General features: G+C 56.6%; 19 protein-coding genes. 8 read left to right on the forward strand and 11 right to left on the reverse strand.

The window, feature by feature from the left end:
* Nucleotides 1-73 precede the first annotated feature (73 nt).
* From VEG30_01195 to greA, 6 genes are all read right to left on the reverse strand, one after another.
* A complete protein-coding gene (locus VEG30_01195) occupies nt 74-1,972 on the reverse strand; it encodes a LysM peptidoglycan-binding domain-containing protein (protein ID HXZ78514.1) in 1,899 nt (632 codons plus the stop codon).
* A 169-nt stretch (nt 1,973-2,141) separates the two neighbouring features.
* Nucleotides 2,142-3,329: an aminotransferase class I/II-fold pyridoxal phosphate-dependent enzyme gene (locus VEG30_01200; protein ID HXZ78515.1), complete on the reverse strand. Its 1,188-nt coding sequence runs from the start codon at nt 3,327-3,329 to the stop codon at nt 2,142-2,144.
* Between the two features lie 193 nt (nt 3,330-3,522).
* Nucleotides 3,523-7,263: a TonB-dependent receptor gene (locus tag VEG30_01205; protein ID HXZ78516.1), complete on the reverse strand. Its 3,741-nt coding sequence runs from the start codon at nt 7,261-7,263 to the stop codon at nt 3,523-3,525.
* A 420-nt stretch (nt 7,264-7,683) separates the two neighbouring features.
* Entirely contained in the window at nt 7,684-8,601 is a 918-nt protein-coding gene (locus VEG30_01210) for an isoaspartyl peptidase/L-asparaginase (protein ID HXZ78517.1), read from the reverse strand.
* A gap of 112 nt (nt 8,602-8,713) precedes the next feature.
* Nucleotides 8,714-9,367, reverse strand: coding sequence for a CDP-alcohol phosphatidyltransferase family protein (locus VEG30_01215; GenBank protein HXZ78518.1), 654 nt, complete (start codon nt 9,365-9,367; stop codon nt 8,714-8,716).
* Nucleotides 9,368-9,856: a transcription elongation factor GreA gene (gene greA / locus VEG30_01220; protein HXZ78519.1), complete on the reverse strand. Its 489-nt coding sequence runs from the start codon at nt 9,854-9,856 to the stop codon at nt 9,368-9,370. It lies immediately after the preceding gene.
* A 491-nt stretch (nt 9,857-10,347) separates the two neighbouring features.
* Between greA and VEG30_01225 the strand changes: the two genes are divergently transcribed.
* The 5 genes from VEG30_01225 (at nt 10,348) to VEG30_01245 (ending at nt 14,874) form a co-directional block, all read left to right on the forward strand.
* The gene (locus tag VEG30_01225) at nt 10,348-10,881 is read left to right on the forward strand and encodes a CarD family transcriptional regulator (protein HXZ78520.1); all 534 of its coding nucleotides are present in this window, start codon (nt 10,348-10,350) and stop codon (nt 10,879-10,881) included.
* Between the two features lie 70 nt (nt 10,882-10,951).
* Nucleotides 10,952-11,443 (forward strand): Holliday junction resolvase RuvX, encoded by a 492-nt coding sequence (gene ruvX / locus VEG30_01230; protein ID HXZ78521.1) that lies wholly within the window; start codon nt 10,952-10,954, stop codon nt 11,441-11,443.
* Between the two features lie 153 nt (nt 11,444-11,596).
* Entirely contained in the window at nt 11,597-12,631 is a 1,035-nt protein-coding gene (gene mltG / locus VEG30_01235) for an endolytic transglycosylase MltG (protein HXZ78522.1), read from the forward strand.
* Between the two features lie 245 nt (nt 12,632-12,876).
* Nucleotides 12,877-13,740 (forward strand): DUF4292 domain-containing protein, encoded by an 864-nt coding sequence (locus VEG30_01240; protein ID HXZ78523.1) that lies wholly within the window; start codon nt 12,877-12,879, stop codon nt 13,738-13,740.
* Between the two features lie 30 nt (nt 13,741-13,770).
* On the forward strand, nt 13,771-14,874 hold the full coding sequence (locus VEG30_01245; protein HXZ78524.1) for an FtsX-like permease family protein: 1,104 nt from the start codon (nt 13,771-13,773) through the stop codon (nt 14,872-14,874).
* A gap of 6 nt (nt 14,875-14,880) precedes the next feature.
* On the opposite strand, the gene VEG30_01250 is transcribed toward VEG30_01245, so the two are convergent.
* On the reverse strand, nt 14,881-15,381 hold the full coding sequence (locus VEG30_01250) for a DUF4136 domain-containing protein (GenBank protein HXZ78525.1): 501 nt from the start codon (nt 15,379-15,381) through the stop codon (nt 14,881-14,883).
* A gap of 274 nt (nt 15,382-15,655) precedes the next feature.
* On the opposite strand from VEG30_01250, the gene bstA reads away from it, so the two are divergent.
* Nucleotides 15,656-16,189: a bacillithiol transferase BstA gene (bstA, locus tag VEG30_01255; GenBank protein ID HXZ78526.1), complete on the forward strand. Its 534-nt coding sequence runs from the start codon at nt 15,656-15,658 to the stop codon at nt 16,187-16,189.
* 12 nt (nt 16,190-16,201) lie between these two features.
* Here the strand turns inward: bstA and VEG30_01260 are convergent, their stop codons facing one another.
* Both VEG30_01260 and VEG30_01265 read right to left on the reverse strand, forming a co-directional pair.
* Entirely contained in the window at nt 16,202-16,888 is a 687-nt protein-coding gene (locus tag VEG30_01260; protein HXZ78527.1) for a DUF4397 domain-containing protein, read from the reverse strand.
* Nucleotides 16,889-17,180: 292 nt separating this feature from the next.
* On the reverse strand, nt 17,181-17,495 hold the full coding sequence (locus tag VEG30_01265) for a cytochrome c (protein HXZ78528.1): 315 nt from the start codon (nt 17,493-17,495) through the stop codon (nt 17,181-17,183).
* Between the two features lie 314 nt (nt 17,496-17,809).
* Here VEG30_01265 and hemA point away from each other — a divergent pair, with 314 nt between their 5' ends.
* Both hemA and VEG30_01275 read left to right on the forward strand, forming a co-directional pair.
* Nucleotides 17,810-19,108 carry a glutamyl-tRNA reductase gene (gene hemA, locus VEG30_01270; protein ID HXZ78529.1) on the forward strand — a complete coding sequence of 433 codons (1,299 nt, stop codon included), beginning with the start codon at nt 17,810-17,812 and terminating at the stop codon, nt 19,106-19,108.
* Nucleotides 19,109-19,125: 17 nt separating this feature from the next.
* Nucleotides 19,126-19,794: a tetratricopeptide repeat protein gene (locus tag VEG30_01275; GenBank protein ID HXZ78530.1), complete on the forward strand. Its 669-nt coding sequence runs from the start codon at nt 19,126-19,128 to the stop codon at nt 19,792-19,794.
* A gap of 255 nt (nt 19,795-20,049) precedes the next feature.
* Here VEG30_01275 and VEG30_01280 read toward each other — a convergent pair whose 3' ends face one another.
* Both VEG30_01280 and VEG30_01285 read right to left on the reverse strand, forming a co-directional pair.
* Nucleotides 20,050-23,187 (reverse strand): multidrug efflux RND transporter permease subunit, encoded by a 3,138-nt coding sequence (locus VEG30_01280; GenBank protein ID HXZ78531.1) that lies wholly within the window; start codon nt 23,185-23,187, stop codon nt 20,050-20,052.
* Between the two features lie 18 nt (nt 23,188-23,205).
* Complete coding sequence (locus VEG30_01285) at nt 23,206-24,258, reverse strand: efflux RND transporter periplasmic adaptor subunit (GenBank protein HXZ78532.1); 1,053 nt, start codon at nt 24,256-24,258, stop codon at nt 23,206-23,208.
* Between the last annotated feature and the right edge of the window lie 155 nt (nt 24,259-24,413).

The following is a 24,413-nucleotide window of genomic DNA, read 5'->3' on the forward strand; positions in this document are numbered from 1 at the left end:
CGAAGATAGAAAACCGGCGCGGATTATAGCACAGCGTTTTTTGCGTCAGGCAAGCAGAGTCAAACAGGAAATTTCAGCGTTCTATTTTGACCACGAGCACGTCGCCGGGATGGATATTGTTGCTCAAATGCGCGTTGCTGCGCCGCAGATCGCTTACCGTAACCTCATATTTGCTGGCGATGCTGGCCAAGGTTTCACCAGCTTTCACACGGTGCCTCACGACCACTGCATCATGCTCACTGGCTGACTGTAACTTGCTGGAAGATTTGGAGTTAGTGTTGGGTTTGGGCCGTGCTTCGGCGACTTCTCGCGTTCCTACCGGACGATAAATCCTCAGCGTCTTACCCGCCTGCAGATGATTGCTCTTCAAATGATTCCAGCGCCGCAGCCGTTCAACCGCTACGCCGAAATCGTCTGCTACAGACGCCGCAGTGTCGCCTTTACGCACGCGGTAAATGGTCGGATGCTTGGAATAGATCAGGTTAGCCGACTCCGATCCGCGGCGGGGCGCGACCGGAATGATGATCTTGGCATCCGTCCGTAGCTCTTCATTTTTCAAATTGTTGACTTGTTCAATCGCTGCCGGCGTGGTTTTGTATTGGCGGGCGATCTCGCTTAGGCTTTCACCACTCTTTACGCGGTGATATCGCCACCAGACACGCATGTCCCTCGGTATGGCAGCAATCTGCTTCTGAAACTGCTCAGCCGTTCCCTGGGGAAGCCTCAATTCGTAGCGGCTATCTTTGGGCGTGGTCATGCGCAGAAGGCTGGGGTTCAAGTCCTGAATCGTGACCGCGTCACTATCTACGCATTCCGCCACCAGACGGAGATCGACCGGATAATCCACCACAACCCTATCCACATTGTCGGGTGGATCCTTCACCAGATGATCCAGGCTGTACTGGCTAGGATTCTTGGCCATAATGGTCACGGCCAGGATGATCGGGACATAGTTCTTGGTCTCAGCCGGTAGCACGTTTCGCCGGTATAGCTCCCAGAAATCAGCATATCCGGTTCGCTGCACCGCCTGCTGCACGTTTCCTGGTCCCGAATTGTAGGCTGCCATCGCGAGATACCAATCGCCGAACTCGTTGTACAAATCCTTCAGGTGCCGCGCAGCGGCCCGAGTCGATTTCTCTGGATCCTGTCTGTCGTCGACCCACCAGTTCCGCTCCAATCCATAACCCACGCCACGGCTTGACATGAACTGCCACATCCCGCGTGCTCCGGCGCGAGACAGCGCCAGAGGATGAAACCCAGACTCTGCTTCCGCCAGATAAATCAAATCCTGCGGTACTCCTTCCTGCTGCAGGATCGAGCGAATCATGCCCTCGTAGCGTCCGGAGCGGACGAGTCCGCGCTCCAGATACCCTCGGCCCCGGCTGGAGAAGTAATTGATATACATCGCCACCTGATCGTTGAGCATCAAGGGCAAGTCGGACTTGGTCTGGCTCAATTCGGCTTCGGCTTTGGCCTTGACATTCGGGTCGACTGGAAATGTGACTGCGTTCGCTTCGTCGATGGGAGCCGGTTCCGACGCCTGCGCCGTAAAACCGTCGCCCTGCTTTAGAGCCGCAACCTCGAGGTCGTGCACGCTCTCGACCAGTTTGTCGAACTCCCCTTGCAGGCGATCGTCATTGCGCACGCTCAGCGGGGATTGCAGCAGCAGGTTGAAAGCGCGATCAAAATTGTCCTTTGCAGCATCGGGGTGGCCAGCCGAATAATTCGCCTGGCCTGCGCGAAACTCCTTTTCAACGCGGGCTATCAGATCCTCTACCGGATCGACTTGTGGTGCGCGTTTTTCCGGAACTTGGGGCGGAGGCGGAGGATCAGACTTGGCGCTCAGGCTGGGCGCGACGGCTCTCGGCGCCGGATTGACCATCGCTTTCTTGGCTTTGCCGCTCTCCTCGCAGGAGATGGCTGCCAGAAGCAACGCGCTAGTCAGTAGGATGGTGGAAAAGCGAACGACCATTCAGTTGCCCGGCCTCTGGCCATCCGGACATGTTACTTGGACGGCGAAACGCCCGCATCGTACTACCCTATTTCCCACAGGGTCAATTGAACCGACGACTTAGCCCCCTCGCCTGTCCAGACTAGTCCCCGCGTTCCTTCCCTACTAGAAATTACCAGTTCGATAATCCCTAGCCAAGCGCCTGTTGCAAGTCAGCCAACAGATCGGTCACACTTTCGATGCCCACCGACAGCCGAACTGTTGCTGCTGAAACGTCCGCCAATTTCAACTGCTCATCACTCAAACCAAGATGCGAGGAGAGCAGGGGATAGGACACCGTCGACTCGACGCCTCCGAGGCTGGTCGCCAGGTACCACAGCCGCAGGCGGTTAATAAACTCTTCTGCACCGCACCCGCCATCCCTGTGTTCGAACGCCACCATCATCCCGAAATCCGACATCTGGCGTTTTGCCGCCTGATGCCCGTCATTGGTCGCAAGGCCGGGATAAAACACGCGCGACACTCGCGCATGTCCGCCCAGGAATTCCGCGATCGCTCTCGCGCTGGCGCAGCCGCGCTGCACCCGGATATCCAGAGTCTTCAAACCGCGAATCAGTAGAAAAGCCGCCAGCGGATCAAGGCAGCCTCCTGACTGCTTCGTCGCTTGGCGCGCTGGCTCAACCCACTCCGTACCCCCCACCAGTGCACCGGCTACCACATCGTTATGCCCGCCCAGGTACTTGGTGGCCGAGTGCACCACCACATCGGCACCCAGTCGTAGCGGTTTTTGCAGCAAAGGCGTAGCGAACGTGTTGTCTACCATTACGCAGCAGCGGTGCTTGTGCCCGATTTTCGCCAGGGCCGCTATGTCCGCACAGCGTAGCGTCGGGTTCGTCGGTGTCTCCAGGAACAGGACTCTGGTCCTCTTCGTGAAGTACTTTTCGATGCTGTCCAGTTCGTGAAATGGCACGAAATGGGTGCTGACTCCAAATCGCGCGAGGGTCTCCTGGAAGAGATGGGTCGTGCCGCCATACAGATCCTGCATCGACACGATCTCATCTCCGGTGCGGCAGGCGGAAAGAAAGAAAGAGTGGATGGCGGCCATACCGCTTGAGGTCACCAAGCACGCCTCGCCCCCTTCGAGCGCGGCAATTTTCTTTTCCGCGACGTTTACGGTGGGGTTGCCGTACCGCGAGTAAAGATAGGCATCCGAGGTCCCCTCGGCATACTTCCGCATCTCCTCCACATCCGGCAGCACAAATACAGAAGCCTGAGTGATTGCGGTAGTAAGCCCGGTCTTCTTCCCATGACGTTCTTCCCCGGCATGCACGCACAGGGTGGCATCGGCTCGCTGACACTGCTTTGCTTTTTCGGTCATAAGACGTTCGGGAGCTGATGGATTGGAAAGCTAACCAATTATCGCATTACGGAGGACATGAGCTGTGTGGCGCCGACACTCTTGTCCGCGCGCTTAGGTTGGATCGAGTCGTGGGTAACCCACCCTTTCGCCAGCTTTTGGCGAAGGGCGGGAATACACAGCCACCTGCGGCGGCTATAGCAGATGCTGCTCCCTACCAACTCAGCTTCAGCGCGAACTGGAACTGCCGCGGATCGTAAGCGGCTGTCGGTTCGCCAGCATTCGTGTACAGCGGATTCACATCCGCGATGTTGTAGCGGTTGATCAGATTAAAAATATCCATGATCCCATCCAGACTTAGCCGCTCGGTAATTCTCATGCGCTTGGCGAGACGAAGATCGTTGAACACCGTCCATGGCTTCACACCTGTATTCCGTCCCAGATTCCCCGTGAATTTCCCATCCAGATAACAGGGAATCTGGAAGAAACCGGTGGGAGAAAATTTCGAGGCCACAACCGGGTCGCCGCAGGAATCCACCGTCGTTCCGGCAGGGACCACATTGGGCCGGTCAGTGTTAACGCTAAGGTCGAAGTTCGCATCCACCGAGGTGATAATGTTGAATGGCCGTCCCGATCCGACCTCAATGATAGGCGCCACCGTAATGTCATTGAAGACTTTCAAGAAGCCGCTGCTGGAAACTCTTCCTGATTGATACACCCCGCTGAACACCAGCCGATGGCGCTGGTCAAACGTCGAAGTCGACCGGTCCGCGTTGGCATTGAAGTTGTCTTGCGGTTCCAGTGGAGACTGCAGGTCGGTGCCATCATCAATCGCGTGCGACCAGGTGTACGACGCCAGGAATTCGTATTTCGCGCTGAACCGCTTTCTCAGATTCACCGTCAGACCGTGGTAGTCCGAGGTGCCATTGGAATAGTTGGCGGGCTCATCGCTGAACGGCACTGGCACGCCTACACCGAGTCCGAATTCTGTGAGCGCCTTCTGGGCGTCGCCGTTACACGCTGCATACGGAGGCACCGTCTGTAGAGAGGGATTAAACCCAGACTGACGGAAGAAGCTCACCAGCGGCGCAGGGACGTAGTTTCCCGCAGGAGCCACCGGAGGCAGACCTAGCGCCTGCAACAGCGTCGGGCAGATGCCCACCGAAAGCGGGCTGCTTGGCGTCAGCTGGTTGATCACGTTCGCCGGCACTCCCCCCGCTTTCAACGCATTCACGGCCGCGACGGCGCGGTTGTAGTTGGTCACCAGGGGTTGAGTTTGAGTGGCGTTGAAATTGATAGGCCGATTGAGGTGCCTGCCGCCATTGAACGTGTAGGAAATATCAACCACCATGTCGTGTCCAAGGTCTTGTTGGAGACCGAAGCTTGCCTGGTTGGAGTAGCCAAACACGAAATTCTTGCCCGTGGGAAATCCGAACGGCTGGACAGTCAGCGGCACCCCCGTCGCCAGGTATTGTTGTCCCACAAAAATCGAGGGCGCATTGGGCGCGGCATTGAAGCGTTGCTGCGAGGCCAGATAATTAAAGCTCCCGGGCAGACAAGCGAGCAAACCTTGGAAGGCATTGGTTGCGTTCAGATTCGATAGATTGGGCGTGCATCCGCCTGGCGACCCGCCAAACAGCAGTACCTGCGGCGCCTGTGCTCCATCTGCCACGTCGGAATCGAACGCCAGCGCCAGCAATGGATGATCGTAGAACAATCCGTAGGAAGCACGCAGCAGAGTCTTGCCCTCCTTCCATGGGTCCCAGGCAACTCCCACGCGTGGCACTACGTTATTGTAGTCACGCGGAATTCCCTCTGTGATGCCGAGAGCATTTTCCGCCGCCTGCGAGAGCTGGTTTATGGCTTTGAAAGTCGGCGTGAACTCTACGTCGTACCGGACCCCATAGTTGATTGTCAGGTTCGGGCGGATACGCCAGGAATCCTGAAAAAACACCCCCAAATTCGTGTCATTGAAAGAGTCGTGCGGATTCCCCACCCCCTGAATGAAGGCCTGCGGAATTCCCAAACCGTATGCCTGCACTGGCGAGAACCCCGGCACGGGAATCGATCCTCCGCCGGGCACCGGAAGAGATGTGATGGGTGCACCTGTGGTGGGATCGATTAGAACCTGCCCCGGACTGAGCGCTCCAATGTTGTAGACACCGCCGAAGTTGACGGTGAAGTCAGCCTCCAGCGGCAACAGTGAGTTTACATCGGCTCCCCATTTGAAGTTGTGATTGCCTCTAGTCAGAGAAAAATTGTCCGTAAATTGGTATCGAGGCTCCGTACGACGGACAAACGAAAAGGGCTCACGCCCGAAGAAGGCGAACCCTGGAATGTTCACCGCCACACTGCTTCCGCCGGGCGAACTGGAGAAGTTGTAAGTCAATGCTCGCCGCGCCCACTGGAAGCGGAACTCATTGACTTTATTGCTACCAATGGTCCAGGTGTGCTGAGCTACAACCGACCAGTCGTGGAAGTCCTGTATGGAGGTTCGGGAAAAAGCGTTTTGCCCAAAATTCTGCGGCCCCTGGGCGTTGACCTCTATGCCGCTGACATGGCTCGGACTGTAACCCAAGCGAAAGTTCAATTGCTGATTGTCGGTGAGCCTGTGATCCAACCTCAGCGATGCAATGTGGGTGTCTTCGCTGACAGGAAAGTTTCCGACAATTGAATTCAGCGCCACCATCGAAGCTGGCAACGGCGCTCCGCTTGTCGGAAACACGCTCAGGTTAAAGGGAGTGCCGAAGCTGCTGGCGATCGCGGCTGCAATGGCCGGCGATCCCACGCTGCTGTTCAGCGCAATCCCTGAACTGCCGCCGGCCAGCACCAGATACTTGCCCAGGAACTGCCCCAGTTGCTGCTTGGTCGCCGGCGGAATCGCCGGATTCCCTAACACCGCGCCCAACTGTCCGACGAAACTTTCCTGATCGGGCGTCAGCTGCACGATGCCGAACGGAAATTGTGGTCCCAGCACTGATGTGTCAAAAGGAACCAGCCCAAACCCATCCGCACCAATGGTGGAGAAGCCTGTCTCATGCCGCTGCGTGGTTTCGTATGACAGAAAGTAAAAAGTGCGATCTTTCTTAATGGGGCCGCTGAATGTTGCTCCTGCCTGCACTCGTGTGTACGCCGGATCCGGCGTTGTGCTGAAGTGGTTCACCCCCTGGATGTGCCGGTTCCGTAGATATCCATAGACGCTGCCGTGCGTAGCATTAGTTCCAGAGCGCGTAATGATGTTCACCACACCCCCGGAGGCCTGGCCGTATTCCGCGTTGTAGTTATTAGTGATGATCTGGAATTCCTGCACTGCGTCCTGCGATACCGTAGAGCGGATTCCGTTCACACCGGCATCCACCGCATTTGCCCCATCCACATTGACTAGGTTCGAGCGCGCCCGCTGGCCGCTGAAGTTCAACCCGGAAGTCGGCGCTGCTCCGATGCTGGGAGCCGCATCGCGCGTCAGCTTGGAGTCCGTAAGCGCAAAATTGATGTAATTCCGCCCATTGATCGGCAGGTTGTCGATCCTCACCTGATCCACCGTTGTGTTCGATGAAGTAACCTGCGGTTCAATCAGCTCCGGCTCTCCGCTGACGTTTACAACTTCACTGGCTACCGCAACCTGTAGCGTCACCGGGAGCTCGGCTTTTTGTCCGACTGTGATCACGACGTTGGTCAGAATTGTCTTGGCAAAACCCGGCGCCTCGATCTGCACCGTGTATTGCCCTGGAGGCAGCAACAGCAGTGAGTACTCGCCGTCCACGTTCTGGCTGGTGCTGCGCTCGATGTTGCGGGCTTCATTTCGCACCGCCACCGTGGCGTTTCTCACCACTGCTCCTTTCGAATCTCGGACGGTTACGTGTAATTCGGCGGTAGCTGAGGATTGGGCGACGGCGCTGACTGACAGAAACAGCAAAAGACAGCAGGTGCAGCAGAAAATCCAGGCACGACTCATGGTCCCACCCTTTCCAGGTGCCCGACGTACTCAGCTCCTGCGGACACCGCGCTTCATTCGCTTCCAGCAGCCTGGCGCTTTAGCAATCTGGCGCTGCTTTTTGACGGAAACTCCTGGCACTGTCTGTACGGGTTTCCCAGGGTGGGGGATTTTTACATCAGCGGTGTTCAACAAGCAAGGAAACGATCAGTCATTGGTCCCAGAATGACAATACTCGGGAATCGATGCGTTCTTCATCTGCGAGAGCGGGAAGCAGTAATGGACAGAATCCTCATGAAGGATCCTCACCCACCTTTATGTGGGCTGGGAGCTGACTCTTTACTTCTTACTTCTTACCTCTTACCTCTTACCTCTTACTTCTGACTTCTGACTTCTGACTTCTGATTTCTGATTTCCTTCCTACTTCTTACTTCGTCCTTCTCACTTCTTTATCCCCCACTCCTCGTCGCTGCTGGTGCGCAGTCCCCACGCCATCCGTGGCGTGTTATGTGCGATCCCATTACGGCCCTCGCGATCGAGCAGAATCATTCCCCCATGCCCGTTGAGGCGCCGCTTCAGATACTCGATCGCCGCGCTGGCTGCTTCTTGGGGCGTGAGTCCGCACCGTATCTGGTCGGTGGCCCATTTTCCCAGCACTAGCTTCATCATGGGCTCGCCCCATCCCGTCGTTGACACCGCACCGCTTTCGTTATCCGCGTAGCAGCCGCATCCGATGAGCGAAGAATCCCCCACCCGGCCCGGAGTCTTGTTTAAGGTCCCCCCAGTCGAGGTAGCCGCAGCCAGATTTCCATGTTGATCGAGTGCCACCGTGCCGACGGTGTCGCTTGCAATCTCCTCCGAGGCAAAGATCTCATGGCTTTCCCCGCGTGCAATAGTCTCCTTCGCCCGGCGCAGGTGTTGTACTTCGCGCTCCACCACCAGTTCGGAATTATCAATCAGCGGGATGCCATGCAGCGCAGCGAAACGCTCTGCCCCCTCCGCAACTAAGTACACGTGCGGGCTCTCCTCCAGCACCTTGCGTGCTGCGCGAACGGCATTGCGGATCCGCTCCACACAACCCACTCCTCCCGCCCGCAGCGTCGCGCCATCCATGATCATCGCGTCCAACTGCACCCGGCCGTCCCGGTTGAGGAAACTGCCCCGCCCGGCGTCGAACGTATCGTCGTCCTCCATTACTATGATGGCCGCTTCTGCAGCTTCCACGGAACTTCCGCCTCCTTCAAGCACGTGCCAGCCCTCGGCCATCGCTTTGCGCACGCCTTTCAGATGGGCATCTACCAGCTCATCAGGAATGGCCCAGGCGCCACCATGGACCAGGAGCACAGGATTATTGGCCAAGAATGTCCTCTCGCATGAAATTCTGACCGCTTCCGCCGTGTACTTGCAGGCAGCCCAACATCATACATTTCCGACTCAATACGAGATGCTATGGCTTCGAAGGAAGGTGCGCCTACTGGTTGACCGCCATCGGTTCCTGAGGCTGGAGCTTGCGGGTGGAGGGTTTCACTCTGGTCTGCTCGTAGGCATAAAGGATGCGGTGGATCACCGTGATATTTCCCAGCACCGCGATCACCCAAAGCACCGGCGCCATGCGGTTGAAGATCGCCCCGATGATCACCAGCACGATTCGCTCCGGGCGCTCCATGAAGCCCACCTTGCATTGCGGGATCATGTTCTCGGCGCGGGCCCGCGTGTAACTCACCATCAACGATGTCACCATCACCAGCGCCGTCAGCACCACATAAAAGAACCGGCTGGCGCGCGCATAATACACCAGCAAACCGAAGTACAGGGCCACATCGCTATAGCGATCGATGACGGAATCGAAGAAGCCGCCGAATTGGGTCACCTGCCCGGTTGCTCGTGCCACTCGGCCGTCCACCATGTCGAACACACCGGCCCCAATGATCACCAGCCCGGCGTACAGAAACATCCGCCTCTGGTTCTCTACGCTGGCGAACCCAAAGAAGATAGCAGCAATAATATTGATTAGCAGGCCAATAAACGTCAGCGCGTTGGGGGATATTTTCGTGAGCGCAAGCCCGTGCACAATCTTGTGCAGCAGCACTCGGCAGGCCCGTCCGACAGCGCTGGTCCAAGTCACTTACGCATTCGCCTCTTCGCCGGCATCATCGTGGATGGTAGTCAGTTTCAGAACCTCGAGTTCGCGTTTTCCATTGGGAGTGACCACGACAGCCGTGTCTCCCACCTTTTTGCCGATCAGAGCGCGACCAATCGGTGAGGTCGTAGAAATCAGACCTTGGGTCACATCCGATTCCTCACTCGTTACCAGCTTGTATTCCAATTGCTCGTCCTTGGTGGAATCGTACACCCGGACGGTCGATCCTAGCGCAGCCTTATCTTTGGGAATATTGTTCATGTTGACCAGCGAGAGATCGGCCATCCGCTTCTTCAACTGACCCAGCCGCGCCCGCACATATTCCTGCCGCTGTTTCGCCATATGGTATTCGGCGTTCTCGCTTAAATCTCCCATGGCGACCGCCTTCTTCAGCTCTTTGGGCAGTTCCACTCCTAGTTCGTACTCCAGCGACCGGATTTCCTCTTCCAATTTCTTCCTGATGTGCTCTGGCATTCGGCTTCAAAACTCCCGCAATTTTCAGGCAAAAGCACTCCGTAATCCAGCCTGCGCTGGAATCGGCCGCGCGCTTTTCTGACGCCTGGGACTAGGCCATCGGCAATTCTGGCCTTCGTGGTTGTTTCAACTTCAGATTCTGTCGGTCTGATCGGCCGCCGCCTTCACCTCGACCTTCTCGGGCGGAGACTGCGGGCCGACCTGATTCACGCCGATTATAACTCGTTCGCTGCCGACGATGCCGCTATGTCTCGAAGATTCCTTCTGTTAGAAGCACGCGGTCGGCTCCAATTCGAACCAGGTCGCTGATCTTAGTCATTTATGCAAGGCCAATCGGTAACCAAGGATTTGCCCTCCCTGGCCTCCGGGACGTGTTCAGCCGTTACTGTGGAAAACTCTCCTAAGTCTTGCTCCATGTTGACCTTTCAGTAAATTTGCTGTAATCTTTTTATGCTTACCTCGTTTAGAACCTGCAGCAGCGGGTGCCCTTCATGATGAATGCATCGCATCAATTCCAAGTAGGTGACAAAGTCGTTTATCCCAATCATGGCGTAGGCATCATTGAGCAAATCAGCAGCCGGACCCTGGGCACCACCGTGGAACGGTTCTATCTGCTTAAGATCAAGGCCAGCAGCCTCAAGGTGATGGTGCCTTTCAATAATGTCGCCAGCGTCGGCCTGAGGCGGGTGATCCGTAACGGCGAGATCCAGAAGATTTTAGATTTCCTGACAGAGGGCGAGTGCTGCAACCACGCCGACTGGAAATACCGTTACAAGGAAAACTCAGAGAAGATGCGTACCGGCTCGCTGATGGAAGTGGCCGCGGTGCTCAAAGGCCTCCTGCTGCTCAACCAGAGCAAGCCTCTGTCGTTCCGCGAAAAGAAGATGCTCGAACGAGCCCGTTACCTTCTGGTCAGCGAAATGGCCATGGCCAAGAACTGGGACGAGCTGCAGGTTGAGCAACTCCTCTCGAAGGCTCTGGCGAAGTCCAATCTCCGCTTCCCGGAGGCCGCGGGCAACGCCTAGGCCTCTCCCTGGAACCCGTTAATCCACCACTGAAAGCTCGTTTCGGCCTGTTCCTCTACAATAGCCGTCTGTGCCTGAATCTCTCTTAGAACACCCCCGCGTCCTCGGTCTTGACGTCGGCGCACGTACGATCGGCATGGCGGTTTCCGATCCCCTGGGCCTGACCGCGCAGGGGCTGGGCACAATCCGGCGGCGCAACAAACGTTATGACTTCGATCAACTTGCCCGCACCATCCGCGAGTATCAGGTTGCGGAGATCGTAGTAGGCTACCCTTTGCGTCTGAGCGGCGTGCCAAGCGCTCAATCTGCCAAGATGTCCGACTTTGCGGAGGATCTCCGCGGTCGTTTCCGGCTACCAGTTCACCTGGTCGACGAACGTCTGACCTCTGTCCAGGCTAACCGCCTTCTGCGGGATGCTGAGCTTAGCATTGAAAAGCGCGCACAAGCAGTCGATCGGCTGGCGGCGATCCTGATCCTGCAATTGTTCCTCGATCGCCGTGCTTCCAAGCCCTCCGGAGCTGCACAAGATCCTGCTGGTTCAGAGAGTGCGTCCGGCACCTAATCGTAATCTCCTGCCAACGGTACATCCCCGCCTGGCATCTTTTGACTTGGAGCTGAAACGAACGGGAACCCCTTTTTGCTACCCGTTCATCGTCCTCCCGCCACTCATTTATGGCGGTCAAGTGCGGTAAGCTCGCATTGGAGGCGCTAACGTTTGTTGCGATTCCTGCTGAGACTTGTGGTATTGGCAATTCTGGTTGTCGGCGCCTGGCTGGCTTGGGCCCTGCTGCTGCCCGTTCGGCCGGGACAACCGAAATTTGTGCTCTTACGTCCAGGATGGTCCACCAAGCACATTGCCAACGAACTGCAGGCCCAAGGGGTAATCCGCAGCGCACGTGCCTTCCTCCTCTATCACTATCTCGCCAACCCCACCACGCTGAAAGCAGGCGAATACAAGTTCGAAGCGCCGGCAAGCGTCAGGCAGATCCATCAGCGCCTGGTTCATGGCGACATCTTCGTCCATACCGTGGTCATTCCCGAAGGCTTCAACCTGTTTGAGATCGCAGCCGTAATAGACGGAGCCGGGTTGGGTTCGAAGCAGGAATTTCTCGATGCAGCACGGGCGCAGACTGCTCTGGTCAGCGATATTGATCCCCAGGCTCAATCACTGGAAGGCTATCTTTTTCCTGACACCTACGGCTTCACCCGCACCCAGACAATGTCGGACATCGTGTCCTCCATGGTGCGCCGTTTCCGCCAGGAGGCTCACGGATTGTCTTTGAATCATGACGTGCACCGCGTCGTCACCCTCGCTGCCATCGTAGAAAAGGAGACCGCTGTCCCAGAGGAACGACCGTTAGTCGCCAGCGTCTACCAGAATCGCCTGAACCGGGGAATGGCTCTGGACGCCGATCCTACCGTTATCTATGCCGCCTTGCTCGCAAACCGTTATACCGGGACCATTCATCAGTCCGATCTGCAGTCTGACTCGCCCTACAACACCTACAAGTTTCCTGGCCTGCCACCAGGACCGATTGCAAATCCCGGACGGGCATCGCTCCAAGCCGCTTTGCAGCCGGCCGCTACCGACTATCTTTACTTTGTCAGCGACGGCAATGGGCACCATCGTTTCGCCCGCACACTCGAGGAGCATTCCCGCAACGTCAGTGCATACCGCAGATCCAGACTGGAAGCAGTGCCTTCGTCAGGAGTGCACGTTGGCCGCTTGCGGCGAACCGCAGCACGCTAATTGCCGCACTTGAGGATTCATACTTCAGCACCTATCAGTCTTGATATTCACATCCTCGAATTGAAACTCCACAGCCGCCCATCGCATCTCGATATTTGGTCGGAACAGGATGCTCTCAAGTCAGGCGGTATACTGAACTCCGGTCCTAGTCAGCCACAATGTCACGCCGCTATCTAACGGTCGCTGTACTCCTCTTATCTCTATCATCCACTAGCTGCCTGTTCCGATCCCGCAGGGTTCCGCAGGTGCTCACGTCCGCCTCGAAAACTGCTGACCTTGATCAACTCCTCGATTTCATCAATCGTGAGGCAGCCGCGATTCATACCCTTAATGCCACTATTGATATTGATACTTCCGTTGGCGGCTCTACCAAGGGCAAGATTACCGAGTATCGGGAGATTCGCGGCTATATCCTTTTCCGCAAGCCGCAAATGCTGCGCATGATCGGACTGTTTCCCATCGTCCGCAATCGCGCTTTTGATATGGTCAGCGATGGTTCAAGCTTCAAGCTTTCCATCCCTGCCAAGAACAAGTTTGTGGTGGGGTCAAATGAAATTGAGCAGCCGTCACCTAACGCTCTGGAGAACCTCCGCCCACAGGTCATCCACGATGCCCTGCTTCTCCGTCCGGTAAATCCGCAAAACGAGATCGCCATATTGGAAAACGCCACGGAACTCGTGCCACAGGCCAACGGCAAAAAGCAGATTCAACAAGCCGAGTACCTCGTTGACATCATCGCCCGCGGCGACAAGGGCTGGTATCTTTCTCGAAAAGTGGTCTTCAGCCGCAGCGACCTGCTTCCTTACCGCCAGTTGATTTATGACCGGAACGGCTGGGTGGCAACCGAGGTCCGCTATAACCAATTCAAGGACGTCAACGGCGTGCAGTTTCCTTACGATATCGACATCTGGCGTCCCCAGGAGGAGTATTCCATTAACATTACGGTGGTTAAGCTCACCCTCAACGAACCCCTCAGCGACGAACAGTTCGTGCTGAACCAGCCGTCTGGTTCCCAGTTGGTCCAGTTGGGACACGCCTCTTCACCCTCTTCTACGCTTCTGCCCGCCAATTCCCTGCAGCCTGGCGGTGATGCTGAGAAGCATCGCTAGCCTTTTTTTGCCTGATAAACTTCGATAACCATGAATCGGATGATCCTTGCGAACCTCGTACACCGGCCGATGCGGTCGCTGATCAGCATTGTCGCCATCGCCGTCGAGGTCACGCTCATCCTGCTGATCGTCGGCCTCTCGCTGGGAATGCTCAATGACTCCAAGACTCGGCAGCAGGGCATTGGCGCCGATGTTATGGTTCAGCCGCCGGGTTCCTCCTTCCTCTCCGGGATCAGCGGTGCCCCTGCGTCAGTCAAAATCGCCGACAAGCTGCGTCAGCTTCCGCACGTCAAGGTCGTCTCACCGGTAATCACCCAGATCACGATGGCCGGAGCTGTCGAAGTAGTAATGGGAATCGATCTCGATTCTTTCCAGCAACTGGGCGGACCCTTCCACTTCATTTCCGGCGGACCCTTTCAAGCTCCCAACGACGTGATCGTGGATGACTACTATGCCAGCGGCAGGAACATCAAGGTCGGCTCAACCATCGAAATTCTGAACAATCCTTTCCGTGTTTGCGGCATCGTGGAGCACGGGAAGGGCGCCCGCAAGTTTCTTCCCCTCAGAACGCTGCAGGACTTGATTGGCGCGCACGGTAAAGCTTCTATCTTCTACGTCAAACTCGATGATCCGGCCTACGCGCCAGTTGTGACGCAGGAGATGCGCGCGATCCCCGGTATGCAGTCTTACGTCGTGCGCTCCATGCAGGAATACCTGAGCATGATGACGCCGGGCAACCTTCCGGGACTCTCCCAGTTCATCACCGTGGTAATTGCGGTAGCGGTTATCATCGGCTTCATCGTGATCTTTCAGGCCATGTACACGGCAGTAATGGAGCGCACCCGCGAAATCGGCATCCTGAAGTCCATGGGGGCATCCAAGCTCTACATCATGAATGTGATCCTGCGGGAAACCTTGTTGCTCTCGATCGCAGGAATTCTTCTTGGCATCGCTCTGAGCTTCGCTGCCCGCCGCGGCATCGCGACCAGGTTTCCGACTTTGCCCATTCAGATCGATCCCCGTTGGATCAGCTATGCCATTGCGATCGCCGTCGGTGGCGCCATCCTGGGAGCCCTATATCCCGCTTTCAAGGCTGCCCAGAAGGATCCTATCGAAGCACTCGCCTACGAATAAGCCGTCTCACTTTGGCGGGTACTTCTTGAACATCTTTTCTACGCACTTCTCGGTTTGCTTCTCGTCACCCTTTTCTGAGTTGGAGATGCTGTCCACCGTCGCCTGCCCACGCCACACCAGTTGCTTCCGGCTGCTGTCCGCCAAATCTACTGTGAGAATTCCCATGAACCTCGGCCTCTGAGTCGTGCTGGAGAAGGTGGTGAGGTCTTGCTCCCCAGCCCAACCGCCCCACCAGCCCCAGGGACCCGGTCCCCATCCGAAGCCGTCGGTTGTCGTGGTCGAGTCCTTTACCTCGAGAGTAGCCAGGTGATAGGAGACGATCAGGTCCGCTCGCTGTCCGGGCGAGACCTTAGTTAGCCCCTTTGTGGAAAGTTGCGCATCCACGTCTGGCATCACCCACTGGGTGTAGAAATCGTTCTGCGCGTTGGCTAACGTTTTCCATTGATAGGTCTTGTAGTCTCCGAACGGCGCGTTCTGTTGCCAATTCACTTTCACTGTTTGCGCCATCAGAGCTGATCAGCAAGGGGCCCAGAAGAGACAGCGTGCGCAAGCCTCGCGGTTTCATGTTTTCCTCCGACCGTGTTTTGGGAGCTGGTTTTGTGCGCGGCAGCCGTCAAGGCTGCCAATGATTAGACTGCGCTATTCTAGAAGGCGCGATAGGCCGGCGCAATGGAGGGAATTTACCGATCGGTTGTTGGCTTCTTGCAGCCGGCGAACACATTCCGGGCGCATGGTGCCAATTCATCAGCTGCATTCCCGCTGACTATTCCTCGGAGGTTCGATGTCAGAAGATCTTCATTATCCGGTGGGAAAATTTTTCCACGCAGGACCACTTACAGATCACCAGCGTCAGGAATGCATTCGACAGATCGACGCTACTCCCGCAAGCTTGCGTTCTGCGGTTGCCGGGCTCAGCGACTCTCAGCTCGACACACCCTATCGCCCTGGAGGCTGGACGGTGCGACAGGTAGTTCACCACGTCCCTGACAGCCACCTTAACAGCTACACCCGTTTTCGGCTCGCCCTCACCGAGGATCAGCCCACAATTCGTACCTATGATGAAAAACAATGGGCTGAACTCAGCGACGCCAAATCAGCCCCGGTGGAGGTCTCCCTCGCCCTTCTAGAGGCTCTACACTACCGTTGGGTTTTGCTCCTAAAGTCGATCACCCCAGCGCAGTGGGGACGGAAGCTTCTCCATCCCCAGCTCGGAGCTATTGACCTCGATCACTTGCTCGCTCTCTATGCCTGGCACGGACGACATCACGTCGCCCACATCACAGGGCTGCGCGAGCGCATGGGCTGGCAGTCCTGAAGCGCAACCCTGCTAATTGAGGTCAGCAAGAATCACAGCGCTGATAGGAGGGCCTCCTCCCGGCGCATCCAGCGCCACTACCGTGCGTATCTGGCCTGCGCTAAACGTCACCGCGCCGGAGTCTACCAGCACCGCCTTGGACCCGGCGGCGGTCATCCGGATGCGGAATGTCCCTGCGGTCTGGGTCACGTAGCTCGAGGCGCTTTTAAAACTGAGGCTGCTCTGCACGGGTGTGGCAGTGTTGAGGTCGTCGCTAGGGCCAGTCAAGTAGATGTCCAGCGGGCCGGGTGCAGGCGAGCCATGTACGAAACGAATACTGAAATCGCCGGAGGAAGGGGCAGTGTTGTTATCGGTCAGCAGCACGGTCGAGAGGCCGTTGGCCAATCCCGCGATCATCAGGGTGTAGTCCGTGCTCGATGACAGATTTACGGTCGTGTCGATGATGAAGTTGGTGGTTCCCGTGGGCTCCACCTGGATCTGCCGCGAACCACTGGAAACCCCCTCATACCCCGTCGACGAGCTGTAGGGTAGACCAGTGGCGAACGTTGATTTGTCCACCAGAACGTCGAAGGCAACCGAATTCGGCGAAGCATGCAAGACGCGTAGACGGGTCGAACTGCTACTCCCGCCCCCACATCCAGACCCTACCAGTAGGGCAAAAATCGCACAGCCTAGCATGAACCGGAGCAACAATTTCATTCTCAATCCTCCATTAGTGCGTTCAGGCAGAGAAACGTAACTGATCGAAGCAACAAATATAAAAATCAAAAGGATGTTGCGGTGGATTTTGCCGCTCGCCGCATCAAGTATATCCGGCCCAATTCCCGAAATACTTTGAAGCACGTGACTACGACGAGCCTGGCCAATAATGAGTGGCTTGCTATTTGGATGGAGAATCAGGCTAGTTTTACTGTCCGCGCGAGCAATAAGGGCACCCAAGAGGGTGCCCGCGAACCAAGAACTGCGATCAAACGGTCGACCGGCCTCTAAATTATTTTTTCAAGCTTTTTACATATTTGGCGACGGCATCTATTTGCTCTGGACTCAGCTTGCCGGAGTACCCCGGCATCTTCCCTTTGCCCTTTTCGATGATGGTCTTGATATCAGCCTCGCTCTGCGCCTGCACTTCGGCAGAAGAAAGATCGCGAAGCTTCAGCGATTTTCCGACTGGCGTATTGCCGGACCCATCTGGACCGTGACAGCTGGCGCACTTCGACTTGAATACATCAGCCCCGCTTTCCGCCGCTAAACACGTCGTTCCAGCCAGCGCCATGGCTATGACGAGAACAACTGCTGCATTCTTCATCTGTGTGATCTCCTCTGATCTTTTCGAAGACAAGATTACCCATCCGCAAAGCAATGTACTGACTGTGGGACCAAAACTCTAGTGGCTATATCCCGCGCTGTCAATGATTTGTGCCGTTCTTATATGCGATCGCGGGTCAAAATTCGCGTTTTCCGCGTCATATGCCGCAACGGCGGGCAATCTGTTGCAGAACCGTTTTGATACTGACAGTCCAACTTATTGAATTGTCTACTCACAAACCTATCTTCGAACTCGCCTCGTTTGGCCCAACACATGCCCTCTTAGAAATGAGTTGACGGTTACGGAGTACCTAGGTGGAACCCTGTTTGATGGTCATTGGCGTGAACTACCGGACCGCCCCGGTAGAGGTGCGCGAGCGCTTCTGGATCGGCCCCAGCCGGCGATATGAAGCCCTGATTGAACTTTCCCATTCACCTGCCATCGACGAGGTGGTCGTCCTGGCCACCTGCAATCGCACGGAATTCATTCTCTGGACGCACGATGCCTCCGCGGCCGCAAGTTCCGTCCTTAACTTCCTGACCACGAACTACGGCCTCCGCCTCTGCGAATGGAAGTATTTCTACCGCCTGCTGGATGAGCCTGCCCTGCTGCACATCTTCAAGGTCACCTCCAGCCTGGACTCGATGATTGTCGGCGAGCCTGAAATCGTCGCCCAGGTCAAGGACGCCTGGGCCTTGTCGCAGAAGACAGGAACCTCGCAGCGTTTTCTCGACGCGGTTTTCCAGAAAGCGCTCTCCGTCTCCAAGCGCGTGCGCAATGAAACCAGGATTGGAAACTGCGCCGTCTCGGTTCCCTACGCAGCAGTAGAACTGGCGCGCCAGATCTTCGGTTGTCTGAAAGACCGTCGCATCCTCATTCTGGGCGCAGGCAAGATGAGCGAAACCTCAGCCCGTTATCTAGTCAAATACGGAGCCACAGACGTGCGCGTGATCAACCGCACCCTGGAAAATGCACAACAACTGGCCGAGAAGCTTGGCGGCGTTGCCATCCCCTTTGAGGAGCGCTGGCAACATTTTGTGGAAGCAGATGTCATCATCGCCTCCACCTCCTGCCCTAACCTGATTTTCACCCGCGAAGAAGCCGAGGTAGTCCATCAGGAACGAGACGGCCGCCCCCTGCTGCTGATTGACATTGCCGTGCCTCGCGACATCGATCCCGAGGTCAAAAAAGTGCACGGCGTTTTCCTCTATGACATTGACGATCTGGAGGAGGTGGTAGAGCGGAATGCGGGTCAGCGCGAGGCAGCTGCGGAGGCTGCGCTGGAGATCCTCACTGAGGAAGCACATCTTTTTCGCCGCAAGCTGCTGGCAGAACGGCTGGTGCCCACCATCGTCGCCTTGCGCAACCGCCTCGACGATATTTGCCGGCAGGAATTGGATGCCTTTCGCACAGACACCGGGCCATTCACGGAGGAACAGGAGAAGGCGCTGGCTGCGTTGACCTCCCGCATTACCCAGCGGCTTGCAGGTTTCCTGGCCCGAGAACTGAAGGAACATCCAGAGAAGCTGGAACAGGAACAGTTAGCTGCTGCTGTGCAGCGTCTTTTCCATCTGGAACAGCCTGGAGTGGCTGCTGCCGGCCCCACAAATTAAAGGCAGGAAGGCACATCATGGCTAAAGCGTTGGAAGCAATACCGGTGACACGCCGCACCGAGCCCACCTATTGGTCCTCATCGCAGGTCTACACCCTGGCAATCGTCTGCCTCATTGCCGGGCTTGCCATTGGCTACCTGTTTCGTGGATCGGAGTCGCCGTCCGCCAACGTGCAGGAGGCGGCACAATCTCCATCGGCAGTTCCGGCAGGAATGGCGATGCCTCCCGTTCCCGGCGTGGATGTTAAACCTACGGAAGAGGTGATCGATCAGGCGGCCGAGCCGCTTCTAACACAAGCCAAGCAGAACCCACAGGACGCGAGCGCAATCGTGAAAGTCGCAAATTTATATTACGACGCTAAGTTTTATTCCAAGGCGATCGCCTATTACCAGCAGGCTTTGAAGATCAATCCCAACAATGCCGACGTGATCACAGATATGGGAACGGCCTATTTCTATAGTGGCAATCCCGACCAGGCATTGAAGGAGTTCGATCGCTCACTCAAGGTTCGACCCAATCATGCGGGCACCTTGTTCAACGTCGGTATCGTTCGCTGGCAAGGCAAGATGGATCCCAAAGGCGCAGCCCAGGCTTGGGAAAAGCTGTTGAAGACCAACCCCAGCTATCCCCAGCGCCAACAGGTGGAAGCCATGATCGAGAAGGCTAAGCAGCACTCCAAGATGTGAGATAGACGATGTGCGATGGGCGCACCTGGCCGCTCCCATGTACCGACTCAACATGTGGAGCACTAAAGGGGACCAGGAAGCGCGCCAATCCGGAGGGAGCCTCCTCTTCCTGCCTGGAGGCTCCCTCCGGTTGTAACCACCATGAGCGGCCCGCAATCAGAAATATTCTCTCGGTGTCATCTTGAGCGAGGACGAATTGATATTCCCCGTCCGAGTCGAAAGACCTTGCGTTTTCCCATGCTCTGTCGCTTGGATCTAGTCTGCCGGAGTTTCAACGTGGGCTGCCCGCTCCCTTGTCACTCCCCGTGCGGCTGGCAAAAATCCGCGGACCACCACATACAGAATCGGAATGATCAGAAGGTTCAAGAGGGTTGAGATGATCATCCCTCCAAACACTGTCGTTCCCACTGAATGGCGGCCTTCCGATCCCGCACCCTTGGCGAACACCAACGGCAGCACCCCAAGAATAAAAGCTACCGAGGTCATCAGGATTGGCCGTAAACGCAGCCTGGCGGCTTCCACCGCTGCTTCGAATAATCCCATGCCCTGCCTCTGCAACTGCTCAGCGAATTCCACGATCAGAATTGCATTCTTGCTGGCCAGCCCGATCAGCATCACCAGACCGATCTGGCAATAGACATCGTCCTGCAAACCGCGGATCGCTTGCGCCCCCAACGCCCCCAGAATCGCCATCGGAACTGCCAGCAGGATGATGAATGGCAGGACGAAACTCTCGTATTGAGCCGAGAGCGTCAGATAAACCACCAGCAATCCCAGGCCGAACAGCAGGAAAGACTGCGCGCCCGACTGTATTTCTTCCAGGGACAGGCCAGTCCACTCAAAGGAATAGCCGACCGGCAAGACTTCCTTGGCGAGTTGCTCCATGGCCTGAATTGCCTGCCCAGAGCTGTAGCCGGGCGCTGCACTGCCATTGATCTCGGCAGTGCGAAACAGGTTGTAGTGTTCGATGATCGACGGATTTGTGGTCTCCCTCACCGAAACCAGGTTATCCAGGGGAACCATCTGCCCCTCGAGCGAGCGTACATAGAACTGCCGAAGGTCGCGGGGCTGGGCTCGATATTGCCTGTCGGCTTGCACGTACACCCGGTAAGAACGGTTGTTGAAATCGAAATCGTTCACGTATTGCGACCCCATGAACACCTGCAGGGTAGACGTGATCTGCGAGAACGGGACGTTCAGACTCTTGGCTTTAGCGCGGTCGATCACTACCAGAAACTGCGGATCCTTCGCCGTGTAGGTGCTGAACAGACTGTGCCCGAAGATAGGACGCTCATTGCCTTTCTTGATCATGTCGTTCAGCACACGGTCGAGATCGTCAAGCGCGCCCGACCCAGTCTGCTGCAATTGGAATTGAAACCCTCCATAGTTGCCCAGGCCTTGAATCGGAGGAGGGAGAAAGGGCACCACAACGGCTTCAGTGATCTCCGACAGTTGCGCACGAACCGACTCCAGCACTGCCTTGGCGGCATGGGCGTCCCCGTGTCGCTCATTCAGCGGCCGTAACGTACCAAATACAAGAGCCCGATTGGGAGCACTTCCGGTAAAGCTAAAGCCGGGAACGGAAAACACGCCGATGATGTCCTTATTTCTTCCCAGGATCTGGCTGACCTTATCGGAAACGCGCGTGGTGTAATCCAAAGACGCGCCCGCGGGCGATTGAACCGCAACGATGAAGTAACCCTGATCTTCGTCCGGCACGAAGGCAGTCGGAACTCGGTTGTAGATCCAGTAGGTCGCTGCTAATCCTGCGAAAAAGAAGAACATTACGGCGAGTTTCCTGTTTTCCAGGCGGCGCAGCAGGATGGTGTATCCCCGGGTGCCCTGCAGGATCAGGGTGTTAATACCGCGGAAAATCACGTTCTTACGCTCGCCATGCCGCAGCAGCAGCGCCGACAGCGCTGGAGTGAGCGTCAGCGCATTGAACGCCGACAGCGCAATGGAAAACGCAATGGTCATCGCGAACTGCTGATACAGGCGCCCGGTGGTACCGGGAAACAGCGATACCGGTACGAATACCGCAATCAGTACCAGCGAAGTTGCCACCACAGCGCTGGTCACCTCCGCCATCGCAACCTCGGAAGCTCTCCGCGCGTCGCGTATGCCTTCTTCAATGTGGCGCTCTACGTTTTCGATGACCACGATGGCATCATCGACGACCAGTCCCGTCGCCAGGGTAATCCCGAACAGCGTGAGAGTATTGATAGAGAAACCGAAGAGCTTGATGAATGCGAAGGTCCCCACCAGCGAGACCGGGATGGTGATCGCCGGAATCAGGGTGCTGCGCCAGCTTTGCAGGAACAGAAAAATCACCGCTATAACGATGAGAATCGCCTCGGTCAGCGTCTTGAGCACTTCGCGAATCGATTCGCCAACCGCCGTCGTAGTATCAAATGCGATCTGATATTTCAGGCCCGGAGGAAAAGTCTTCGACAGACGCTGCAATTCAGCACGCACGCCTTTGTCCACGTCGAGCGCATTGGCATTGGAAAGTTGCAGCACTCCCAGCCCCAGCGCATGGTATCCATTGAAGGAAAGATTGGAGGCGTAGCTTTCCGCACCCAACTCGGCGCGGCCTACATCGCGCAACTGGATTAAGGATCCATCCGGCGCGCGCTTCAGAACGATCGCCTCGAATTCCAAGGGGTCAGTCAGACGTCCCACCGCGCGCACGCTGATCTGAAACTCCTGCCCATCGGGAGCAGGTGGTTGACCCACTTCCCCCGCTGCTACCTGAACATTCTGCTCCTGCAGAGCCGCGACGACATCGGAAGCAGTCAGGTTCCGCTTCGCCAGCCGCACTGGGTCGAGCCACAACCGCATGGAATACTTGCGTTCGCCGAAAATTACAACGTCGCCCACACCTCGCACGCGCTTCAGTGCATCTTTCACATACACATCGAGATAATTACTGATGAATTCAGGGTCATAGCGCCCTTCTTCCGCATAGACCCCTGCGGCCAATACGAAGCTGCCGGAATTCTTGTTGATAGTCACACCGGTGGTCTGAACTTCCGTCGGAAGCCGGCCGAGTACGGTGGAGGCGCGGTTCTGCACATCCACGGCAGCGATATCGAGGCTGCGGTCAAGAGCAAAAGTGGCGGTAATCGAACTGGAGCCATCATTGCCGCTATTGGAACTGATATAGCGCATGCCCTCCGCACCATTGATGGCCTGCTCCAGCAGCGTGGTCACGCTGCTTTCCACTGCCTGCGAGTTAGCCCCGGTATAGAAGGCTGAGACTGTGACCTGCGGAGGCGCCAGCGTGGGAAACTGCGCAATCGGCAGGGTAGGAACTGAGATAGCGCCGGCGAGAATGATCAGCAATGAACAGACCGTTGCAAAGACGGGTCGCCGGATAAAAAAGTCAACCATCGAAAGTCCTCAGACTTCTCAGGACTCTGGCGCTACTAGCATTCCGTCGTTCAACACTTGGACGCCCGTAACAATGACCTTGTCGCCAGCTTTGATTCCGTCCAATACCGAGTAGTCGTTGCCCACAAACTCGCCGAGCTTGACCGACCGCTGTTTGGCGACCATTCCCTTGGCAGTTTTTTCAGCAACAAAAGCAAAAGTCCGGCCGCTGACCCGCGCCACCGAGGTTACCGGAATCAGCGGACGTTCCACTTCTCGCCAGATCACGCGCACGCGTATCACCTGGTCATTGCGAAGCAGATGTTGCTGATTGGGAATGATGGCTTTAACCAGAAGCAGTTGATTCTGCGGATCCACGCGTGGCGAGACAAATGTCACAGCAGCACGAGCCACGGGCTTGCCATCGTCACCCACGACCACTACTGGCATCCCCATCCGCACTTGCGCGGACTTCTCTGCCGGAACCGAAATGTAAGCTTCCAGCTGCCCTTCCTGATCGAGCGTCGTCAGCGTCGTGGTGTTAGTGACGCGGTCTCCGACTCGCACCGGGATATCGCCCACAATGCCTTCTGTTGGAGCCTTAACCGTGAAGTAATGCAGTTGAACTTGCTGCTCACGTACGGAAGCCGCGAGTGAATCGACATCGGCCTTGGAAGCGTCGTAGGCGCTCTGCGCCTGGTCCAGGTCTTGTTTGCTGATCACCCCCGCCGCCCACAACGCCTTGCGTCGTTCCAGCTCACGCCGGGTCCATTCCAGCGTTGCCATTTTCGATTGCCGGGTGGCCTCCTGCGAGTGTACGGTCGCCTGCTGCTTGGCAGGATCAATTTCCATCAGCGCTTCGCCAGGCCGCACCTGATCTCCGGACTTCACGAAGATGCGCGTGATATAGCCTTCCACCTGCGGCTGCAAAATCGTGGCATGGCGCGACTTCAACGTCGAAATGTACTCGATGAAATCGTCCACCCGCTGCAGTTCAGCTGTCAGAACCTTGACCTTAAACGCAGGCGGGCCCGGACTGGCACTCTGCACCGGCTTGGAGCAGGAGGTACTAAGAAGGGCAGTCCACATCATGACAGGAAGGATCAGGCCGCGCCGGATTTGGCAACGCCCTACCATATCGTCCTTAGACACAAAATTACCGGTTCACACGGACGGTAAGCCCCAATTTTGTCATCCAATAACTGCCTTATTTCTAGCTGTTAGATTACCTCACCTCCCCAAACTGG

This window comes from Terriglobales bacterium (assembly GCA_035624455.1).
Taxonomy (GTDB): Bacteria; Acidobacteriota; Terriglobia; order Terriglobales; family Acidobacteriaceae; genus DASPRM01.